Below are 16,752 nucleotides of genomic sequence, written 5' to 3'. Positions count from 1 at the left end.
TATGCAGCAATCCTACGCAAACATTCTTACTGCCGTTGGTGAAGATTTAAATCGCCCTGGTCTCAAAGATACGCCTATGCGTGCTGCTAAAGCATTTTCGTATTTAACCTCGGGTTATAGCCAGACGTTGGCTGAAGTGACCAACAACGCCGTGTTCCCGTCTGATAACCGTGAAATGGTGCTGGTCAAAAATATCGAATTCTATTCGCTATGCGAGCATCACCTGCTGCCATTTTATGGCCGTGTGCATATTGCCTATTTACCGGAAGGCAATGTTTTGGGACTGTCTAAATTTGCCCGTATTACTGAAATGTTTGCGCGCCGTTTACAGATTCAGGAAAACCTGACCCAGCAGATTGCAGAAGCCGTGGCTGAAGTGACCAAAGCCCGCGGTGTTGCGGTGGTGATTGACTCTGCACACATGTGCATGATGATGCGTGGTGTTGGCAAGCAGGAATCGACCACACGTACCGTGTCATTTATTGGTGACTTTAAAACCGATAAAGATGCACGCCGTGAATTTTTAAGTGCTGTGCCTGAAAGTTACTAAGCTAAAATCATGCTGAAGCCTCGACATCTGTTGGGGCTTTTTTATGCCTTATTTTTTATACTACTGTTGGTTTCCCTGTTATTTTAAGGAATGCAAATGTCTTCAATTTATTTAGCCGGTCAGGGCCTGACCCAAAGTGAATGCAGTGTCGACTTCCCGCGTCCGGATCGTTTAGTCAAAGGCAATCCCAAACGTGATACATATAGTGCCTATGAACATCCCAATATGAGCTGTGGCATCTGGCAGTGCGAAGTCGGCGCCTGGAATATTGTCTTTGCTGACAATAAACAGGAATTCTTTAATGTGATTGAAGGCATGGTGCGTATTCATGACCAGCACGGACAATATATTGAAGTTACCGCCGGTCAGGCCGGAATTATTCCACCGGGTTTTGTCGGTACCTTTGAAGTGGTTGCAGCAGTGAAAAAATATTATGTGGTGGTTGAGGCCTAAAATACCGCTTGAGCTTTTTGATGTTTTGGCTGGTTTTATCTTGCTGCTTTGATATAAAAAACGCCCGACAGTTTTGGGCGTTTTTTCATGCCGGGATGAGACTTAAAAGGCTTATTTGGCCAGATAGACCTGATTACGTCCGGCATTTTTGGCGCTATATAAGGCTGCATCTGCGGCATCCAGAAAACGCTGATAATCCGGATGGCCATCATACTGCACTGCGCCAATACTCACGGTAAATTTAAAACTCTCACCTTCAGCAGAACGGATTGGGGTATCTTCAACCCGGCGACGGATGGTTTCGGCAATCATCTGAGCCCGGTTCCAGTCACTATCGACCAGCAGCAATAAAAACTCTTCCCCACCAACCCGGAAAGCATAATCACTGCCCTTGCTCGATTCCAGCAGCACTTCGGCCATAAACTGCAAGGCCAGATCACCGGCGGCATGGCCATAGCGGTCATTAATCTCTTTAAAGAAATCGGCATCAATCGCCAGTAGACTTAAAGGTGAGCGGTTTTTGCGCGAGAACTGGATTTCACGAATCAGGATGGTATTTAAATAACGCCGGTTTAACAGCTGGGTCAGCGAATCATTGCCCGTGCCGATATATTCCGCCACCTGAAACAGCTGATCGACCAGATGCTGGATTTCGCGGTTTTTACAGCGAATCTGCTGAATCAGTAACAGCATCTGCTGCTGATCGGAAGTGTCCAGCAGCTGCTGGTTCAACTGATCCACCTGATAAATCCGCTGGATAATAAACTCCACCTGCTCGGCGCTGGCAAAAGCATAGGCTGCTTTATGGATGAACCACAGGCCAAATTCAGATTTGGAAAGTGGCGGATGAAACAGCGGTGACTGATCAGAAAAGGCCTTAAACATCAGCTCATTTTCCCAGTCCAGCAGACAACCGCGCTGGCGGTCTTTTTGCACGGCCACATCCTGCATGGCAGAAAACAGACGGTAGGTGTGTTTCATATCATTATGAATTTCTACCTTGGCCTCATAAGTGCGGCACATGATTTCTGCGGCCAGGCTCAGCACCTGAGTCATATAATCGGCAGCAGCCAGTACATCGGCCTGCGGGGTTTGCAGAAAAAAGACAAAACTTTTGCGCTGGATTTCGCGGATGCCGCGAATAATCAGCCAGGAGGGAACGCCAATACGCGCATGCACTTCCCCGACTTTCAGCTGCTTGGCGACAATGGCTTTAAAATCCTGCTTGAACGGAACCGCAAAACTGTCCAGCAGCCATTGCTGCAAGGCATTTTTCAGGCGGCTACGCACCAGTTCATCAGACAGGAAATAGGAGGCTTCCTGCTCCTGCATCATCTGTCGATAAAATTCGGCCACCAGCACCGTGACATGCTGTTGAATGAACTCGAAGCTATAGCTTAAATCGGTTTCAGAAAATTGCCCGCAAATCGCCTGCCACTGCGCTGCAAGTTCCTCTATACGCTCTTGGTTCATACAATCGGCTCACACAGATGAATTACAGCGCAGATTTTAACGCAGCTGTCACATAAGACAATTCTTTTGTGAATTAAATGAATATTCACTTAATAACAATCTGGATTTTCAAGCCTGACTTCACGACTTCAGCTTAAAAGAACCAGGCATAACCAAGACTGGTCTGATGCCAGTCCTGTTGATCCTGCTGCTGATATTCCCAGCCCAGACGAATCGCATGCTGCGGATTCAGCACATATTGCAGCTGGCTGTGTAGTCTCAAATTCCATTGCTGGGCATCTTCCCAGTATGGCAATTCCACTTGCAGCACACTATTCAGCTGCGGACTCCAGATATTCTGGCAGCCCAAGGTGGGTCCGACACCCACGCGCCAGCCACGACCCAGTGCTTTACCGGCCTGTAGATGGTTTTGTAGCTGGGCATAGCAAATATGCTCACGGTCGGCACTGGCCCAGCTATAGCCCATCTGGACCTGTAAATTGGCTACACCATGCTGTTCCTGAGTGCTGAACTGACCATGCTGATCGAGCGCTTCCTGGGTCCAGCCCAGATTAAAACCCCAGGACAATGGTGTTTTAAACGGCGTAATCGGGTTATAGGAGTTCACCGCCAGCACATCGAGCTGACTCAGTTTTAGGGTTTCATCCCGATATTGCAGCGCACCCTGTAAAAATAGCAATTGAGTCCCGGTACGAAAACCACCTTGCGGATCGAGCAGATCATGATAGGCTTGCCGATGCCCCAGTTCGATAAAGGACTGTCCCTGTACTTCACCGGTACTTAGCGTCAGGTTACGCGCATGATGGCCCTGGCTTGGATCAACGTTTGGGACGTCCGGCGCGCGGCGCTGCTTGTCGACCTGAAGCTGGCTTCGCAGGCTGAGTAATTGGCGTAAACGTGGCTGGGCAAAACCGGTTTCGACCTTGCGGGCTAAAAACTGCAGGTACAGATCATCGTAGGCCATTTCCAGTATTTTGGCCTGCTCTAATGCGGTATAAGACTGTAATAACGTATTTAAATCGGCAGATTCGGCAAAAGCCAGCTGATGTGCCGCTTGCGCCAGGTCTGTACCATGCTGGCGGGCTTGAGCCAGTAACTGGGTTTCTAGCGCCGGGCGATACACGGTGTCTTTGACCAGATCTGAATCTGCCAGCGCCTTGATGGTTTCAACTGGAATCGACGCCACTTTAAACTGTTGCTGTAAATTCAGCTCTGGACGGACCAGATCAATCAGGCCCAATAAACGATAGGCACAGTTATCACTGACAAAATAATAGGGAAAGCTGACGTGCTTCATTTCCCAGATATGTTCCACCAGAAAACGGGTTTCATCCGGGCTTAAATCCAGCTCATATTCCCATAAATCGCGGCTTTCCAGATCACCATATTCCTTAACCTTGCGGTAATACGGCATGAGGGAATATTCACCCGGATACTGTCCGGTCAGACCTTTCCAAGCATAGGACCAGCTTTGCTCACCCGGCACTGTGGCCGCATAATTTACCGCATAGGAAATCAGGTTCAGTTCCTGCTGATCTTTCGGATCCAGTCGCAGCAAGGTATGCCCGAACATGGAGCTGGGATTGCCCATAAAATCGGTGGCATAAATTAAAGTGGTTTTGTATGGACGAATCTGGCCAATCCATTCATCCAGTTCCGGACAGGCCACGGCAGCCAGTTCCGTCTGTGGAATATTCAGTTGTTGCACCAGCCAGCGGCTACGTGCCGGAAAACGGCATTGTACCGATTGATTTGGCTCGGCCTGCTGAAACAGCGCTGCAATATGCGCCTGTAATTCCTGATTTAAATCGGGTGTTTTGGCCTCTGTTAAAAAATAGCCGGCATAGCTGACAGTACTCTGCCCGGAAGTATTGGCATACATTAAGCGTTGCCAGGTATTTTGCTGTGCCAGTTGCTGCTGTTCAGCACGCTGGATATACAACTGTGCCGGCGTTGAAGATTCAGGAGAAGACGTCGCGGCATACGCCACAGGAGATAACAAAGCAGCACATACAAAAGCAAGAGGTTTCATTCAGCAGATCAATTCTTATTCGGTTCTTATATAGAGAAAAACCCTGCCAGAAGACAGGGTTTTATGGGATGCTTAATTAGACGTAGGCTTTTAAGATGTCGTCTTGTGCCATCACTGACTGTAAAGAAGCCAGCACTTCAACAGAAGTCTGGTTGTCAGCTGAATAAATTTCAGAGAAGTTTTGTTTGGTCACTGCAAAGAAACGTGCTTTGTCTTCTGCTTTAATGCTCAGTAATTCAGCCAGTACGTTCAGGCTTTCACCCTTGCCTACAGCCATATCACGCGCCAGCGTTTCGGCATTTTCATTGGTAAATGTCACCACTTGCGCAGTTACAGTACCAGTACCGCTACAGCCTAAAGTACCGAAGGTAATACCGAACAACTGGTTTGCAAAAATACCATTGGTTGTAGCAGCTAAAATTTTAGGCACTTTACCAGACTGACCTGCCCAAACTTGAGAACCAATACCACAGCCGGCATCAGCGTCTGCAAATGCTGCTGTTGAACCTGCTGCCAATACTGCTGCCAAAGCTAATTTTTTTAACATAAAAGTCTCCAGAATTTATTATCTGAGTTTGTTATTGTTTCACAATGTGTAATTTTTATTACACTGTTTAAAGATAACGCATCCGCCAGCGAACACAAAACACTTTATACCAAAGTGGAAAAATTATTTTTCTGTATCCTTTAAGTGCGCAGGTTTCAGTTGCCAGATGCCATTTGGCTGACGATCACCCAGAATTTTCAAGACCAGCACCAGACTCAGCAATAACAGCAGATACCAGGACCCCAACTTGCCCCAGCCAACCATATGCCAGCTGTCGACCTGACTTGGATACAGCCAGATCTGGTAAAAGGTGCTGATATTTTCTGCAATCCAGATAATAAAGGCCAGTAACAACAAGACCGGTAACATCGGCAGCTGCATCCGGTGATGCTGCAATTCAAACTGGATACGGGTTTTCCAGAATATCAGTACGCTCCAGGCAAACAGCACATAGCGGATATCCGGCACAAAAAACTTGCTCATAAAATTAATATAAGACAGCACCGCCAGACTCAGCATATTGGCAAAACCCGGCAAGCGAGTAAAAGATACCCGATACAAACGCAAGGACCGGGCAAAGAAACTGCCGACAGCCGAATACATAAACCCGGCAAACAGTGGTACGGTCATAATTTTAAATACGGCCGGCTGCGGATACTGCCAGGACGCAATCGCCGGATGGGTCAGAAAAATTTCCATAATCATCGCCAGCAGATGAAACAGTGCAATGACTTTGGCTTCGGCCCAGGATTCTAGCTTGAGATACAGCAGTAAAATCTGGATAAGGACCGCATAAAACAGCAAATAGTCATAACGGAAAAAACCGTAATAGTCCTGGCTACCCAGACTGGCGGTAAAAGCAAAAGCAATCAGCAATAAAATTCCAAATAAGGCAGCCGAAGCTGCCTTATAAGTGAATTCAAAACCTGATTTTAAAATTGTGATCAAGGTTGAATCCTAATATTGTTGCATCTTCTTAAAGGTACTTGGCACTGTATTCATGTACCGTATCAATAAAGACTTTCGGATTGGCCGGATCAACCCATTGGGTAATACCATGTCCTAGGTTGGCAATATAGCCGGTTTTTTCACCATGCGCATAGGCATCATCCAGCATGGCTTTGGTCGCCTTGGCGATTGAGTCCGGGCTTCCATATAACGTGGCTGGATCAAGGTTGCCCTGTAACGCAGCACGGCCATTCACGGTTTGGCGCGCCACATTTAATGGCGTGGTCCAGTCCAGACCAAAGGCATCGGCACCGGTGGCCACCATTGGCTCCAGCCATTGACCTCCGCCTTTGGTAAATAGAATGACCGGAATTTTACGGCCATCTTTTTCGCGTTGCAGACCCGCTACAATTTTTTGCATATAGTTCAGCGAGAACTCGATATATTCACGATGCGCCAGTGCCCCACCCCAACTGTCAAAAATCTGCACCGCTTGTGCACCAGCATCAATTTGCGCATTCAAATAGTCAATCACGGCGACTGCCAGACGGTCGAGCAAGGCATGCAGCACTTCCGGCTGGGCATACATCATCTGCTTGGTAAAGCGGAAATCCTTGCTTGAACCACCTTCAACCATATAAGTCGCCAGCGTCCACGGACTGCCAGAAAAACCAATTAACGGCACCTGTCCTCCCAGAGCCGAACGAATGGTCGACACCGCATTCATGACATAGTCCAGATCTGACTTGGCATTAAAATTCGGCAGATTGGCGACATCCTGCTCGGTACGCACGGTTTTATGAAACTTCGGACCTTCACCAGCTTCAAAGTACAAACCTAAGCCCAAAGCATCCGGTACGGTTAAAATATCGGAGAATAGAATGGCTGCATCCAGCTCATAACGGCGCAAAGGCTGTAAGGTCACTTCACAGGCAAATTCGGTATTTTTGCACAAGGAAAGAAAATCTCCGGCCTTGGCACGGGTTTCACGATACTCAGGCAGATAACGTCCTGCTTGACGCATCATCCATACCGGCGTGGTATCTACGGGTTCACGCAACAAGGCACGTAGAAAACGATCATTTTTTAAGGCCGTCATTTACTTTCCTAACTTCGACTGAATCTTGCATCCATCATATCAAAAAGGCAGAAATTTTAATAACTTCTTTAGTCTTTTAAAAATGCCGGACTGTAAAAGATAAAAGTGATATTTACACAAAACAGATACTGCATCTCCTCATTTTTTCTGTAATACTTGTGTAGTTTTTAAAATGTAAATGAATAATTCTTAAGGTTGACTTACATGTTCGTTCGCACAGTACTCGCCATGAGTTTAAGTTGCATGTTTGCTGGTACAGCCCTGGCTGCAACCACTGCTGAACAGCCGTTGAATCCTCAATTAATTAGCGATACAGCGGTTGAAGATCCGATTGATCCGCTTGCAACAGACGCATCAGCGGCAGTCGTACCTTCAGAAGTTGAAACGCAAATTACGCAACAAGAAGAACAAGATTTAAACAAGGCTTCAGCGACCCTTGAAGACCTGCAAAATGCCGAAGATACCCAGGCTGATATCGGCAGCGCACCGACAACTGCTGCGCCTGCAACGACTTCAGCCAGCACAGCGCCAGCCAAAGCCTCCTGGACTTTAGATGGCCTGAACAATGCCAGCTGGTATGAAAATATTGGCAAAGGCCAGTTCCCGGTCTATGCGCGCGCGCATGTGATGCTCAATAATGCTCATGCTTCTCCGGGTGCGATTGATGGAACCAGCGGTAAAAATACCCTGAAAGCGATTGCCTCTTTCCAGCAGATGAACGGGATTAAACCGACCGGTGTGCTAACGCAGGAAACCTGGGATGCTTTAATTGCCCGTCAGGGTTCAAAACCGGCTTTCGTGGAATACACCATTACTGAAGATGACCTGAAAGGTCCGTATGTCAAATCAATTCCGGGCGATTATGCACTGCAAGCCAAAATGAAAGGCCTGCACTACACCAGTGTCACTGAAATGCTGGGTGAAAAGTTCCATATGGATGAAAACTTCCTGAAAAAGCTCAATCCAAATGCCAACTTTAACAAAGCCGGTCAGAAACTGATTGTGGCCAATGTACGTAATGACCTGCCAGAAGATATCCACCTGATTGTGGCGCACAAAGGCGCTAAACAGCTGTATCTATTTAACAGCCGCAACCAGATGATCGCATCATTCCCGGCCAGTATTGGGAATACCAACACCCCTTCACCAACCGGTACCTATAAAGTGACTGGCGTGGCACCAAACCCGTGGTACAGCTACTCACCAAGTAACTTTATCCAGGGCAAAAACATGAAGCCGCTGTCCTTACCACCAGGTCCAAACGGTCCAGTGGGGAATATCTGGATTGGTCTGAGCAAAAAATCCTTTGGTATTCACGGTACGCCAAACCCGTCGATGATTTCTAAATCCTATTCGCATGGCTGTATCCGTCTGACCAACTGGGATGCCAACGACCTGGGCCGTAAAGTCCGTTCAGGGGTTACGGTTAAATTCCTCGAATAATCTACTTATACTCCATAAAAAGCCTGCCGATGCAGGCTTTTTTTGATTACGGAGGTTTGAATCTATGACGTTGCGAATCTGGAACGATATGTTGCATTCCATGCCTAGAACAGGCACCAGGTAAAACACTAAGATAGCCTCAAGCTCAAAAAGAATTAGAGGATTATCTGATGAACGCCTACTTACATCGTAGTGAAGAACGTGGTCATGTTAAAGCCGGCTGGTTAGACACCAAACACAGCTTTTCATTTGGCAGCTGGTACAACCCGAAATACATGGGTGTGAGTGTGCTTCGTGTGATTAATGATGACCGGATTGCTGCCCACAATGGTTTTGGTACCCATCCGCATGACAACATGGAAATTTTAACCTGTGTACTGGATGGCACCATTTCACATAAAGACAGCATGGGCAATGAACGGCATATCAGTGCGGGTGAATGGCAGCTGATGAGCGCCGGAACCGGGGTTCAGCACAGTGAAATCAACCAGGGCGATGTACCAGTGCATATGCTGCAAATCTGGATTCATCCAAATGTGCGTGATGCAGAGCCAAATTATCAGCAAATTAAACTCGACCCACGTGAACAGCCGAACCAATGGCACCTGATTGTTGGCCCGAACGAACAGGCTCCAATGCATATTCGCCAGCAGGCTGAAGTGAAAACCGCGGTACTTGAAGCCGGCCAAAGCCTAAACGTACAGGCGACCCAGCAGCTCAACTATGTGCATGTGATTCATGGTGAAGTGCAGATTGGTGAACATACGGTTAAAGCTGGTGATGCACTGTTATTCGCGGAACATGCGGATATTCAGGCAACCGAAGAAAGCCAGATGATCTGGTTTGACTTACCGGGCAAATAAGCCAATTTTTCTCTCCCATGGGTCATAATGATTTTGGCCCAATAGCCGTTCCATCGAGCGGCTATTTTTATATCTTAAAACTGGCCTTGATTGACTTTTACCTGAGTGTGAACAGCCTGTTTAAGCTGAACGCGTTACAACAAATAAAAAACCCTCTCTCTGAAAATAAACTGAAGAAAATCGGCCGATTGCCTGCAATCCGATAAAACCAGAAAAAACTGAAACTATTTACATTCTCATTGGTAAAAATACTCTACATGAGAAAAATTCTCAGTTATAATAACTGCATAAAAATCATCCTGTGAATTGACCATGAATGCTTACACTGCAGCTCAGGCCAATGTCTTGACCATTCGGCAACTGAGCAAACAATTCGGCTCTCGTTTTGCGGTGCATCAGGCCAGCTGGTCTGCACAGCGCGGACAAATTATCTGCCTGCTGGGCCATTCTGGCTGTGGCAAAACCACCATGTTACGTCTGATTGCCGGATTAGAAACCCCAAGCAGTGGCTCAATCCAGCTTGAACAGCAAATCCTGTGGAACGAACAGCAGCAGATTCCAGCCGAAGCGCGCAATATTGGCCTGGTGTTTCAGGACTATGCCCTGTTTCCGCATTTAAGCGTACTGGACAATGTCATGTTTGGCCTGAAAAAACTGCCCAAAGCACAGCGTCAGGCGGTGGCCGAACAGGCGCTACAGCATGTTTCGATGCAGCATCATCTGCACAGTTATCCCTATACCCTGTCTGGTGGCGAGCAGCAGCGCGTGGCCCTGGCCCGTGCCCTGGCACCTAAACCGCAGGTGCTCTTGATGGATGAACCTTTTTCCAATCTCGATCATCGCCTGCGTGACCAGATCCGGCAAAATACCATCGAAATTCTGAAGCAGACCGGCACCACCACAGTTATTGTTACCCATGATCCGGAAGAGGCGCTGCAAATTGCCGATCAGATTATCCTGATGCATCAGGGTGAAATTATTCAGATCGGTACGCCGAAAGCCCTATACCGGCAGCCAGCCACCTTATTTGCCGCCCGTTATTTTTCTGCCCTGAATGAAATTCCGGCGCAGCGTGTCGCGCAGCAATTACAGACCTGTTTTGGCGCACATCCCATCAGTGAAGCGCTGGCGCATCACCAAGAGCCAATCCGCTGCTGTTTCCGTCCACATCAGGTGCAGGTGTTTAGCCAGCCGACTACCGGTGCAATCCCGGCGACCGTGCTGTCCTCCAGCTTTATGGGGCATGCCGAACAGCTACGCCTGCAACTGGACCCCGAGACTATTATTCTGGCGCAGGTCAGCCCGGCACAGACCGCTTATCAGGAACAGGTTTATGTGCGCCTCGATCTGCAGCAGTGTTTTTTCTTCGCTCAAGATTCACAGCCGAAAGCCCATACAACCACCACGGCTGAAGTGGCCAACGCTTTTTAAATTGACAATAAGGAATGAAAAACGATGAAAGTAACAATCAAAATTCCACTGCTGGCCAGCGGCCTGCTGGCGCTGAGCGGTCTGGCGCAAGCCGCGCAGGTAAACCTGTATACCACGCGTGAACCGGTGCTGATTCAGCCCTTATTGAAAGAATTTACCGAAAGCAGCGGCATTAAGGTCAATACCGTATTTATTAAAGATGGTCTGCTGGAGCGAGTGAAAGCTGAAGGACGCCGTTCACCGGCCGATGTGATGCTGACCGTCGATTTTGGCAATCTGGTGGATCTGGTCGAAGCGGACCTCACCCAGCGCGTGAATTCCAAAGTATTAAATAATGCCATTCCGGCCAATTTACGTGCAGCCAATGGCCACTGGTATGCCCTGTCAATGCGTGCCCGTGCAGTCTATGCCTCCAAAGAACGTACCCCACTGAACGCCATTCATTATGAAGATCTGGCCAATCCGCAATGGAAAGGTAAAATCTGTATCCGTTCGGGTAGCCATCCCTACAATACCGCGTTAATTGCCGCCTATATTGCCCATCATGGTGAAAAAGCGGCAGAAACCTGGTTACGCGGCGTTAAAGCCAATCTGGCGCGTCCAGCCAGTGGCGGTGACCGCGATGTGGCGCGCGATATTCTGGGTAAAATCTGTGATATTGGTGTGGCCAATACCTATTATGTGGGCACCATGCGCAATGGCAATGCTGAACAGCAGCGCTGGGGCAATGCCATTAATGTGGTGTTACCGCGCTTTAAAAATGGCGGCACCCATGTCAATGTCTCTGGTGCAGTTGTAGCCAAACATGCGCCAAACCGCAAAGAAGCGGTACAGTTACTGGAGTTCCTGGCCTCAGATCAGGCCCAGGCCATGTATGCACAAAGTGGTTATGAATATCCGGTCAAACCAGGCGTGAAGATTGATCCGATTATCGCCAGTTTCGGCAAGTTAGATATTGATTCACTGCGTTTAAGTGAGATTGCTCGCCATCGTAAGGCAGCCAATCTGCTGGTTGATAAAGTCCAGTTTAATCACTAAACCTGAATCATCAGATAGCGCGGGCAGACTGCTGCTCGTGCTATCAGTCTTGTGTCCATGTCCAGCCTGTTGATCCCCCGATGACCCAGAAAAAATCTCCTGTAACTGCACTTTTTTCACTCAGTGGCCTGTTTAGCCTGCTGGCCTGTCTGCCTGTTCTGGCTTTGCTCTGGACGGCCTTACAGGGCAATAGCGAGATTTGGGACCATCTGCTGCAATATGTGATTCCTCCCACCCTGATTGAAACCGGCCTGTTGCTGTTTGGTGTCGGGATTCTGACGATTCTGATTGGTACCGGCAGTGCCTGGCTGGTCACGGCCTATCAATTCCGTGGCCGTGGTTTTCTGGACTGGGCACTGTTACTGCCCTTGGCCGTACCGACCTATATTATTGCCTATAGCTATATTGATATTTTGCATCCGATTGGTCCTGTGCAGACCCTGCTGCGGGACTGGCTTCAGCTAGAAATGCAGCAGCTCTGGTTTCCGAATATCCGCTCGCTATGGGGCGCGATTTTTCTGCTTAGTTTTGTGCTGTATCCCTATGTCTATTTAAGCACCCGTGCCATGTTCCTGATGCAGTCAGCCAGCCTGATTGAAGTAGCGCGCAGTCTGGGATTAAAACCGGAACAGGTATTTTTCCGGGTTGCGATTCCGCTGGCTCGCCCGGCCATTGCGGTTGGTGCCAGTCTGGCCCTGATGGAAACCATCAATGATATTGGTGCCACCGAATTTCTGGGCATTAAAACCCTGACCCTGTCAATTTATTCGACCTGGACCAACCAGTCCGATCTGGCCAGTGCCGCCCAGATTGCAATTTTTATGTTGCTGATCATTAGCCTGCTGGTACTGGTAGAACGGCTGGGGCGACGCAAACAGCGCTATATGAACTCGGCCCAGCGTAGCCGGCTGATGCCCGCCCAGCCAGTGACCGGCGCCAAAGCCTGGCTGCTATTCGGCCTAGGGCTGATTCCGGTGATTATTGGTTTTCTAATTCCGATCAGTCATTTACTGGTCGAATCTTATCAGCGTTTACAATATGCCGGTTTCTCTGAATATCTGCTGCAAGCCTCAATCAATACGCTTACCTTAGCCTGTATTGCCACTTTTGTGACCATGCTGATTGGCTTTATGATTGTGAGTACCGCACGGTTTAGCCGAAGCAGCTGGCTAAGCCGGGTTGCCAGTTTGGGCTATGCCATTCCGGGCACCGTACTGGCCATTGGCCTGATGCTGTCTTTGGGCGCGATTGATCACGCCGTAGCGGATTTTCTGGAATTCCAGCTTGGTCTGGATACCGGCCTGCTGTTTTTAGGCACCAGTTTCACCTTAATTTACGCCTATGCGGTACGCTTTCTAGCCATTTCAATTGGCGGGATTGAATCGGGGTATAACCGGATTCATGGTGTTTTTGATGATGCCGCACGTAATCTGGGCCAGAGCAAAGGCGGGATTCTGACCCGTATCCATTTGCCTTTATTACGTCCTGCACTGATTTCAGCAGCCTTACTGATTTTTGTGGATTGTATGAAAGAGCTGCCGGCCACATTGTTGCTACGTCCGCTGAATATGGAAACCCTGGCCACGCAGTTATATGCCGAAGCCTCACGTGGTACCTATGAAGAAGGCGCAATTGCAGCCTTATTGATTGTTCTGGTCGGACTGATTCCAGTGATTTTACTGGCACGGTTGGGGAAAACTGTACGTTAATCTGAACTAGATGAACTGGCTAAACTCTGCTTCAACATTGAGTGCAAGTTTAGCCTTCTCTCTTTTTATAGTGAAAATCGTTTAAAGAGAATAGCCTTATAAAATAGAGATCCACTTTTGATTTTCAATAAGCTTGGGATAAAGAATTTTATTCAGAAATAGTTTAGGCAGATAGTGCTTAGAATATTATCCTTAAATCCAATTATTTTTTTTATTATTCAATAATAACTAAGAATCAAGAATTAAAAACCAATTATTCATCCGTTTAAAAAAATAAAACGGACAATAAAATACTTGGATTGTTAAGAGAAAATGCACGTATCTCAATTACAGAAATTGCGCAGAAAACCCGAAATTCCCGGGCCACGGTTCAAAAGCGAATCGAGTACATGGAAGCGACTAGCATCATTACCGGCTATACGGTACGCATTAAACCGAACCTGAATCCGCAGCTTATTCAGGCCTGGATGAGTATTATGGTGGAAGGCAACAAGGCACAGGCCGTCATCAAGGAGCTACGTCTCGATCCGGCTATTCAGACCTTACATACGACGAATGGCAAATGGGATTTACTGGTAGAAATCCAGTCCGACAATTTGGTGAATTTTGATTTAATTTTAAGTCGGATCAGAAGTATTTCAGGGATTTATAACAGTGAAACCAATATATTACTGTCAACCTATAAAATTTAAATAATTGATTTTAATCTTCCTCTGTCGCATATACATTGCGACAGGTGAAAGATTATCGATGATTATTTTATAGAAAAGCAATCTATATAAATATTCGTTTTTCATATTTTATGGATTTTTATTTTTAGATATTCGAAGCAAAATAATATATCTTAAAGGTATTTATATAATACCTATAAAATATGTTTAGCTCTCCTCTTTAAAATAAATCAGCTCCATATAAAGAATATAAAAATAAAACGGAGCGCAATAAAAAAAGCCCTGACAATGTCAGGGCTTTTTGAATTTGGCGGAAGCGGTGAGATTCGAACTCACGGAGGACTCACACCCTCGTCGGTTTTCAAGACCGGTGCATTAAACCACTCTGCCACGCTTCCAATGGCGGCTATCATATAAAGAAAATTTTAACTTGGCAAATATTTTTCCAGATTTTCGCAACCGACTGTACAAAATAAAATCAAAATCGTTTAATTTGCTGAATTTTCAAACTTTTCATAGCGAATGTCGACAATATACCAGTGTTTTGCACCTGATGGCGTCTGCACTACTGCTTCATCATCCACACTTTTGCCCAGCAAGGCGCGCGCCATTGGCGAGTCAATTGAAATATGTTGTGGATGATGATCATAAATTTCATCAACCCCGACAATTCTTAGGGTTTTCTGCTCGCCATCATCATTTTCAATATCGACCCAGGCGCCAAAATAGACCTTGCCTTCCTGTTCAGGTGAAAAATCAATAATTCGCAGCTCTTCCAGTCGCTTGCCAAGGTAACGCACCCGGCGGTCAATCTTGCGCAGCAGCTGCTTGTTATATTGGTAATCAGCGTTCTCCGAACGATCGCCGAGACTGGCCGCCCAGTTCACTTTTTTGGTAATTTCAGGGCGTTCTTCATGCCACAAATGCTGAAGTTCCGCGACCAGTTTGTCATGTCCACCACGGGTAATTAAGCTCGATTTCATGGCCTTTAACAGCAGAAAAATATGCCTGTAGCTTACCAAAAACTGCTGCCTTCTCCCCAATTACTCCACTTTTAAAGTTTATAAAATATTTTTCCTAAATAGAATCATTTATTTATGAAACAGTTTTTTATTTTTTTATGGACAAAATTTGACAACTCAAATTTTGGTCTTTATTATGCGCACATCTTTTAATTGTGATCATTTTTTAACCTGTGTGGCGTAGCCACATTTTTTATCTTTCATCCCATGTCATTTTGAATGACGTCATGAGTGCCCACCCTCTTATTGAATTTATCAAACTTGAAAAAGTCTGAGGCCTTTTGCCTCCTGCTTTGTAGGGCATAAATTACTTGTAGCGGAGACAACATGCACAGTAGTTCAACTTCTGGGTCGAGGCTTGGCCTTCACTCCTTTTTCAACTCTCTCCCTTTAAAAGTCTTAGTATTAAGCAGTGCGTTAATTCCGTTTCATAGTATTAATGCAAGTAAAGCAGCGTATCAGTTTGATCGCGTGGTCAATCACAATAAATTGACCGTGGTTTCTGTTTCGAATCCGACCACCGTGTTTCAGAACAGTCAGCATCTGCATGGCTTTGGTTATGACCTGGTGCGCAACTATGCGCATAGCCTGAATGTCAAACTCGAGTTTAAAACCGTACCGGACAATGCGACAGCGTTGCAATGGGTGGCGTCAGGTAAAGCCAACTTTGCCATGACCACTGCCAGTATTCAGAGCATTGAAAACAAGCATCTGACCGGTTTTTCGGCCACCTGTGGCGATTTAAACACCTTGCAGAAAAATGGCCTAAACAGCAATTTAAACTGGGTATTTAAACATGCCGATGATCCGCTGAGCCAGACCGCCAGTGCCTTTGTCTGCCGTGGCAAACAAAGCGGTGCCATCAACCAGCTGGCCTCGTTCTATAACCAGAATGTGGTTAAGCAGGAATCCTGGAATACTATCCAGCGTGACTTAAGCAATCGCATGCCTTTATATAAGGCCAGCTTCCAGCGCACTGCGCAGCAGTATGATCTGGACTGGCATTTACTGGCGGCCATTGGTTATCAGGAATCGTACTTAAAGCCGAACTCTGTTTCACCAACCGGTGTTCGTGGTTTGATGATGCTGACCAACAGCACAGCCAAAGCCATGGGCGTCAGTAACCGTACCGATCCAACCCAGAGCATTCAGGGCGGTGCCAAGTATTACAACCTGATGCTGAACCGTTATAAGCATATTCCGTTTCCAGACCGTAACTGGTATGCACTGGTGGCCTATAACATGGGTCCGGGTGCCGTGAGCCAGATTCAGAAGCGTATTCAGGCCACCGGTAAAAACCCGAACAACTGGGTCAACCTGTATGCTTACTTAGACGGCAATAAAGCCAAGAACGGACGTTATCGTCAGGCCTTACAATACGTGACCCGTATCCGTGCCTATCTGGAACACATCAAGACCACGCCGCAGCTGGTGAATATTTAAATGCTTCACCGTTGATCTTCAAGGCAAAAA

At 47.0% G+C, this 16,752-nt stretch carries 14 protein-coding genes, 1 tRNA gene and 1 pseudogene; 9 read left to right on the top strand and 7 right to left on the bottom strand.

Going from position 1 to position 16,752, the window contains the following annotated elements:
- The first annotated feature begins 1 nt into the window (after window position 1).
- Window positions 2–550: a GTP cyclohydrolase I FolE gene (folE, locus tag P253_RS01420; RefSeq protein ID WP_005176473.1), complete on the top strand. Its 549-nt coding sequence runs from the start codon at window positions 2–4 to the stop codon at window positions 548–550.
- 96 nt (window positions 551–646) lie between these two features.
- On the top strand, window positions 647–1,003 hold the full coding sequence (locus P253_RS01415) for a cupin domain-containing protein (protein WP_016659973.1): 357 nt from the start codon (window positions 647–649) through the stop codon (window positions 1,001–1,003).
- 111 nt (window positions 1,004–1,114) lie between these two features.
- Here the strand turns inward: P253_RS01415 and P253_RS01410 are convergent, their stop codons facing one another.
- From P253_RS01410 to hemE, 5 genes are all read right to left on the bottom strand, one after another.
- Complete coding sequence (locus tag P253_RS01410; RefSeq protein ID WP_005176471.1) at window positions 1,115–2,476, bottom strand: diguanylate cyclase; 1,362 nt, start codon at window positions 2,474–2,476, stop codon at window positions 1,115–1,117.
- Window positions 2,477–2,609: 133 nt separating this feature from the next.
- A complete protein-coding gene (locus P253_RS01405) occupies window positions 2,610–4,508 on the bottom strand; it encodes an Lnb N-terminal periplasmic domain-containing protein (RefSeq protein ID WP_016659972.1) in 1,899 nt (632 codons plus the stop codon).
- Between the two features lie 76 nt (window positions 4,509–4,584).
- On the bottom strand, window positions 4,585–5,055 hold the full coding sequence (locus P253_RS01400) for a DUF3015 family protein (protein WP_016659971.1): 471 nt from the start codon (window positions 5,053–5,055) through the stop codon (window positions 4,585–4,587).
- Between the two features lie 123 nt (window positions 5,056–5,178).
- The gene (locus P253_RS01395; protein ID WP_016659970.1) at window positions 5,179–6,003 is read right to left on the bottom strand and encodes a DUF817 family protein; all 825 of its coding nucleotides are present in this window, start codon (window positions 6,001–6,003) and stop codon (window positions 5,179–5,181) included.
- Between the two features lie 28 nt (window positions 6,004–6,031).
- A complete protein-coding gene (gene hemE, locus P253_RS01390; RefSeq protein ID WP_005176463.1) occupies window positions 6,032–7,102 on the bottom strand; it encodes a uroporphyrinogen decarboxylase in 1,071 nt (356 codons plus the stop codon).
- Between the two features lie 204 nt (window positions 7,103–7,306).
- Between hemE and P253_RS01385 the strand changes: the two genes are divergently transcribed.
- The 6 genes and pseudogenes from P253_RS01385 to P253_RS01355 all read left to right on the top strand — a co-directional run.
- A complete protein-coding gene (locus tag P253_RS01385) occupies window positions 7,307–8,545 on the top strand; it encodes a L,D-transpeptidase family protein (RefSeq protein ID WP_016659969.1) in 1,239 nt (412 codons plus the stop codon).
- Between the two features lie 170 nt (window positions 8,546–8,715).
- A complete protein-coding gene (locus tag P253_RS01380) occupies window positions 8,716–9,408 on the top strand; it encodes a pirin family protein (RefSeq protein ID WP_016659968.1) in 693 nt (230 codons plus the stop codon).
- A 312-nt stretch (window positions 9,409–9,720) separates the two neighbouring features.
- On the top strand, window positions 9,721–10,839 hold the full coding sequence (locus tag P253_RS01370) for an ABC transporter ATP-binding protein (protein WP_016659967.1): 1,119 nt from the start codon (window positions 9,721–9,723) through the stop codon (window positions 10,837–10,839).
- A 24-nt stretch (window positions 10,840–10,863) separates the two neighbouring features.
- On the top strand, window positions 10,864–11,877 hold the full coding sequence (locus tag P253_RS01365; RefSeq protein WP_016659966.1) for an extracellular solute-binding protein: 1,014 nt from the start codon (window positions 10,864–10,866) through the stop codon (window positions 11,875–11,877).
- 80 nt (window positions 11,878–11,957) lie between these two features.
- Window positions 11,958–13,586, top strand: a complete 1,629-nt coding sequence (locus P253_RS01360) for an ABC transporter permease (RefSeq protein WP_016659965.1) — start codon at window positions 11,958–11,960, stop codon at window positions 13,584–13,586.
- Between the two features lie 272 nt (window positions 13,587–13,858).
- A pseudogene (locus P253_RS01355) lies at window positions 13,859–14,278 on the top strand (Lrp/AsnC family transcriptional regulator); the annotation flags it as partial.
- A gap of 287 nt (window positions 14,279–14,565) precedes the next feature.
- Here the strand turns inward: P253_RS01355 and P253_RS01350 are convergent.
- Window positions 14,566–14,655, bottom strand: a tRNA-Ser gene (locus P253_RS01350).
- A 90-nt stretch (window positions 14,656–14,745) separates the two neighbouring features.
- Window positions 14,746–15,240 carry a transcription elongation factor GreB gene (greB, locus tag P253_RS01345; protein WP_005176376.1) on the bottom strand — a complete coding sequence of 165 codons (495 nt, stop codon included), beginning with the start codon at window positions 15,238–15,240 and terminating at the stop codon, window positions 14,746–14,748.
- A 366-nt stretch (window positions 15,241–15,606) separates the two neighbouring features.
- On the opposite strand from greB, the gene P253_RS01340 reads away from it, so the two are divergent.
- Window positions 15,607–16,722: an MltF family protein gene (locus P253_RS01340; RefSeq protein WP_005176374.1), complete on the top strand. Its 1,116-nt coding sequence runs from the start codon at window positions 15,607–15,609 to the stop codon at window positions 16,720–16,722.
- Window positions 16,723–16,752 lie beyond the last annotated feature (30 nt).

The sequence above is a fragment of the Acinetobacter indicus CIP 110367 genome, assembly GCF_000488255.1.
In the GTDB taxonomy this organism is placed as follows: Bacteria; Pseudomonadota; Gammaproteobacteria; order Pseudomonadales; family Moraxellaceae; genus Acinetobacter; species Acinetobacter indicus.
The sequence above is the reverse complement of the archived record's forward strand: the minus strand, read 5'-3'. Positions and strand labels throughout refer to the sequence as shown.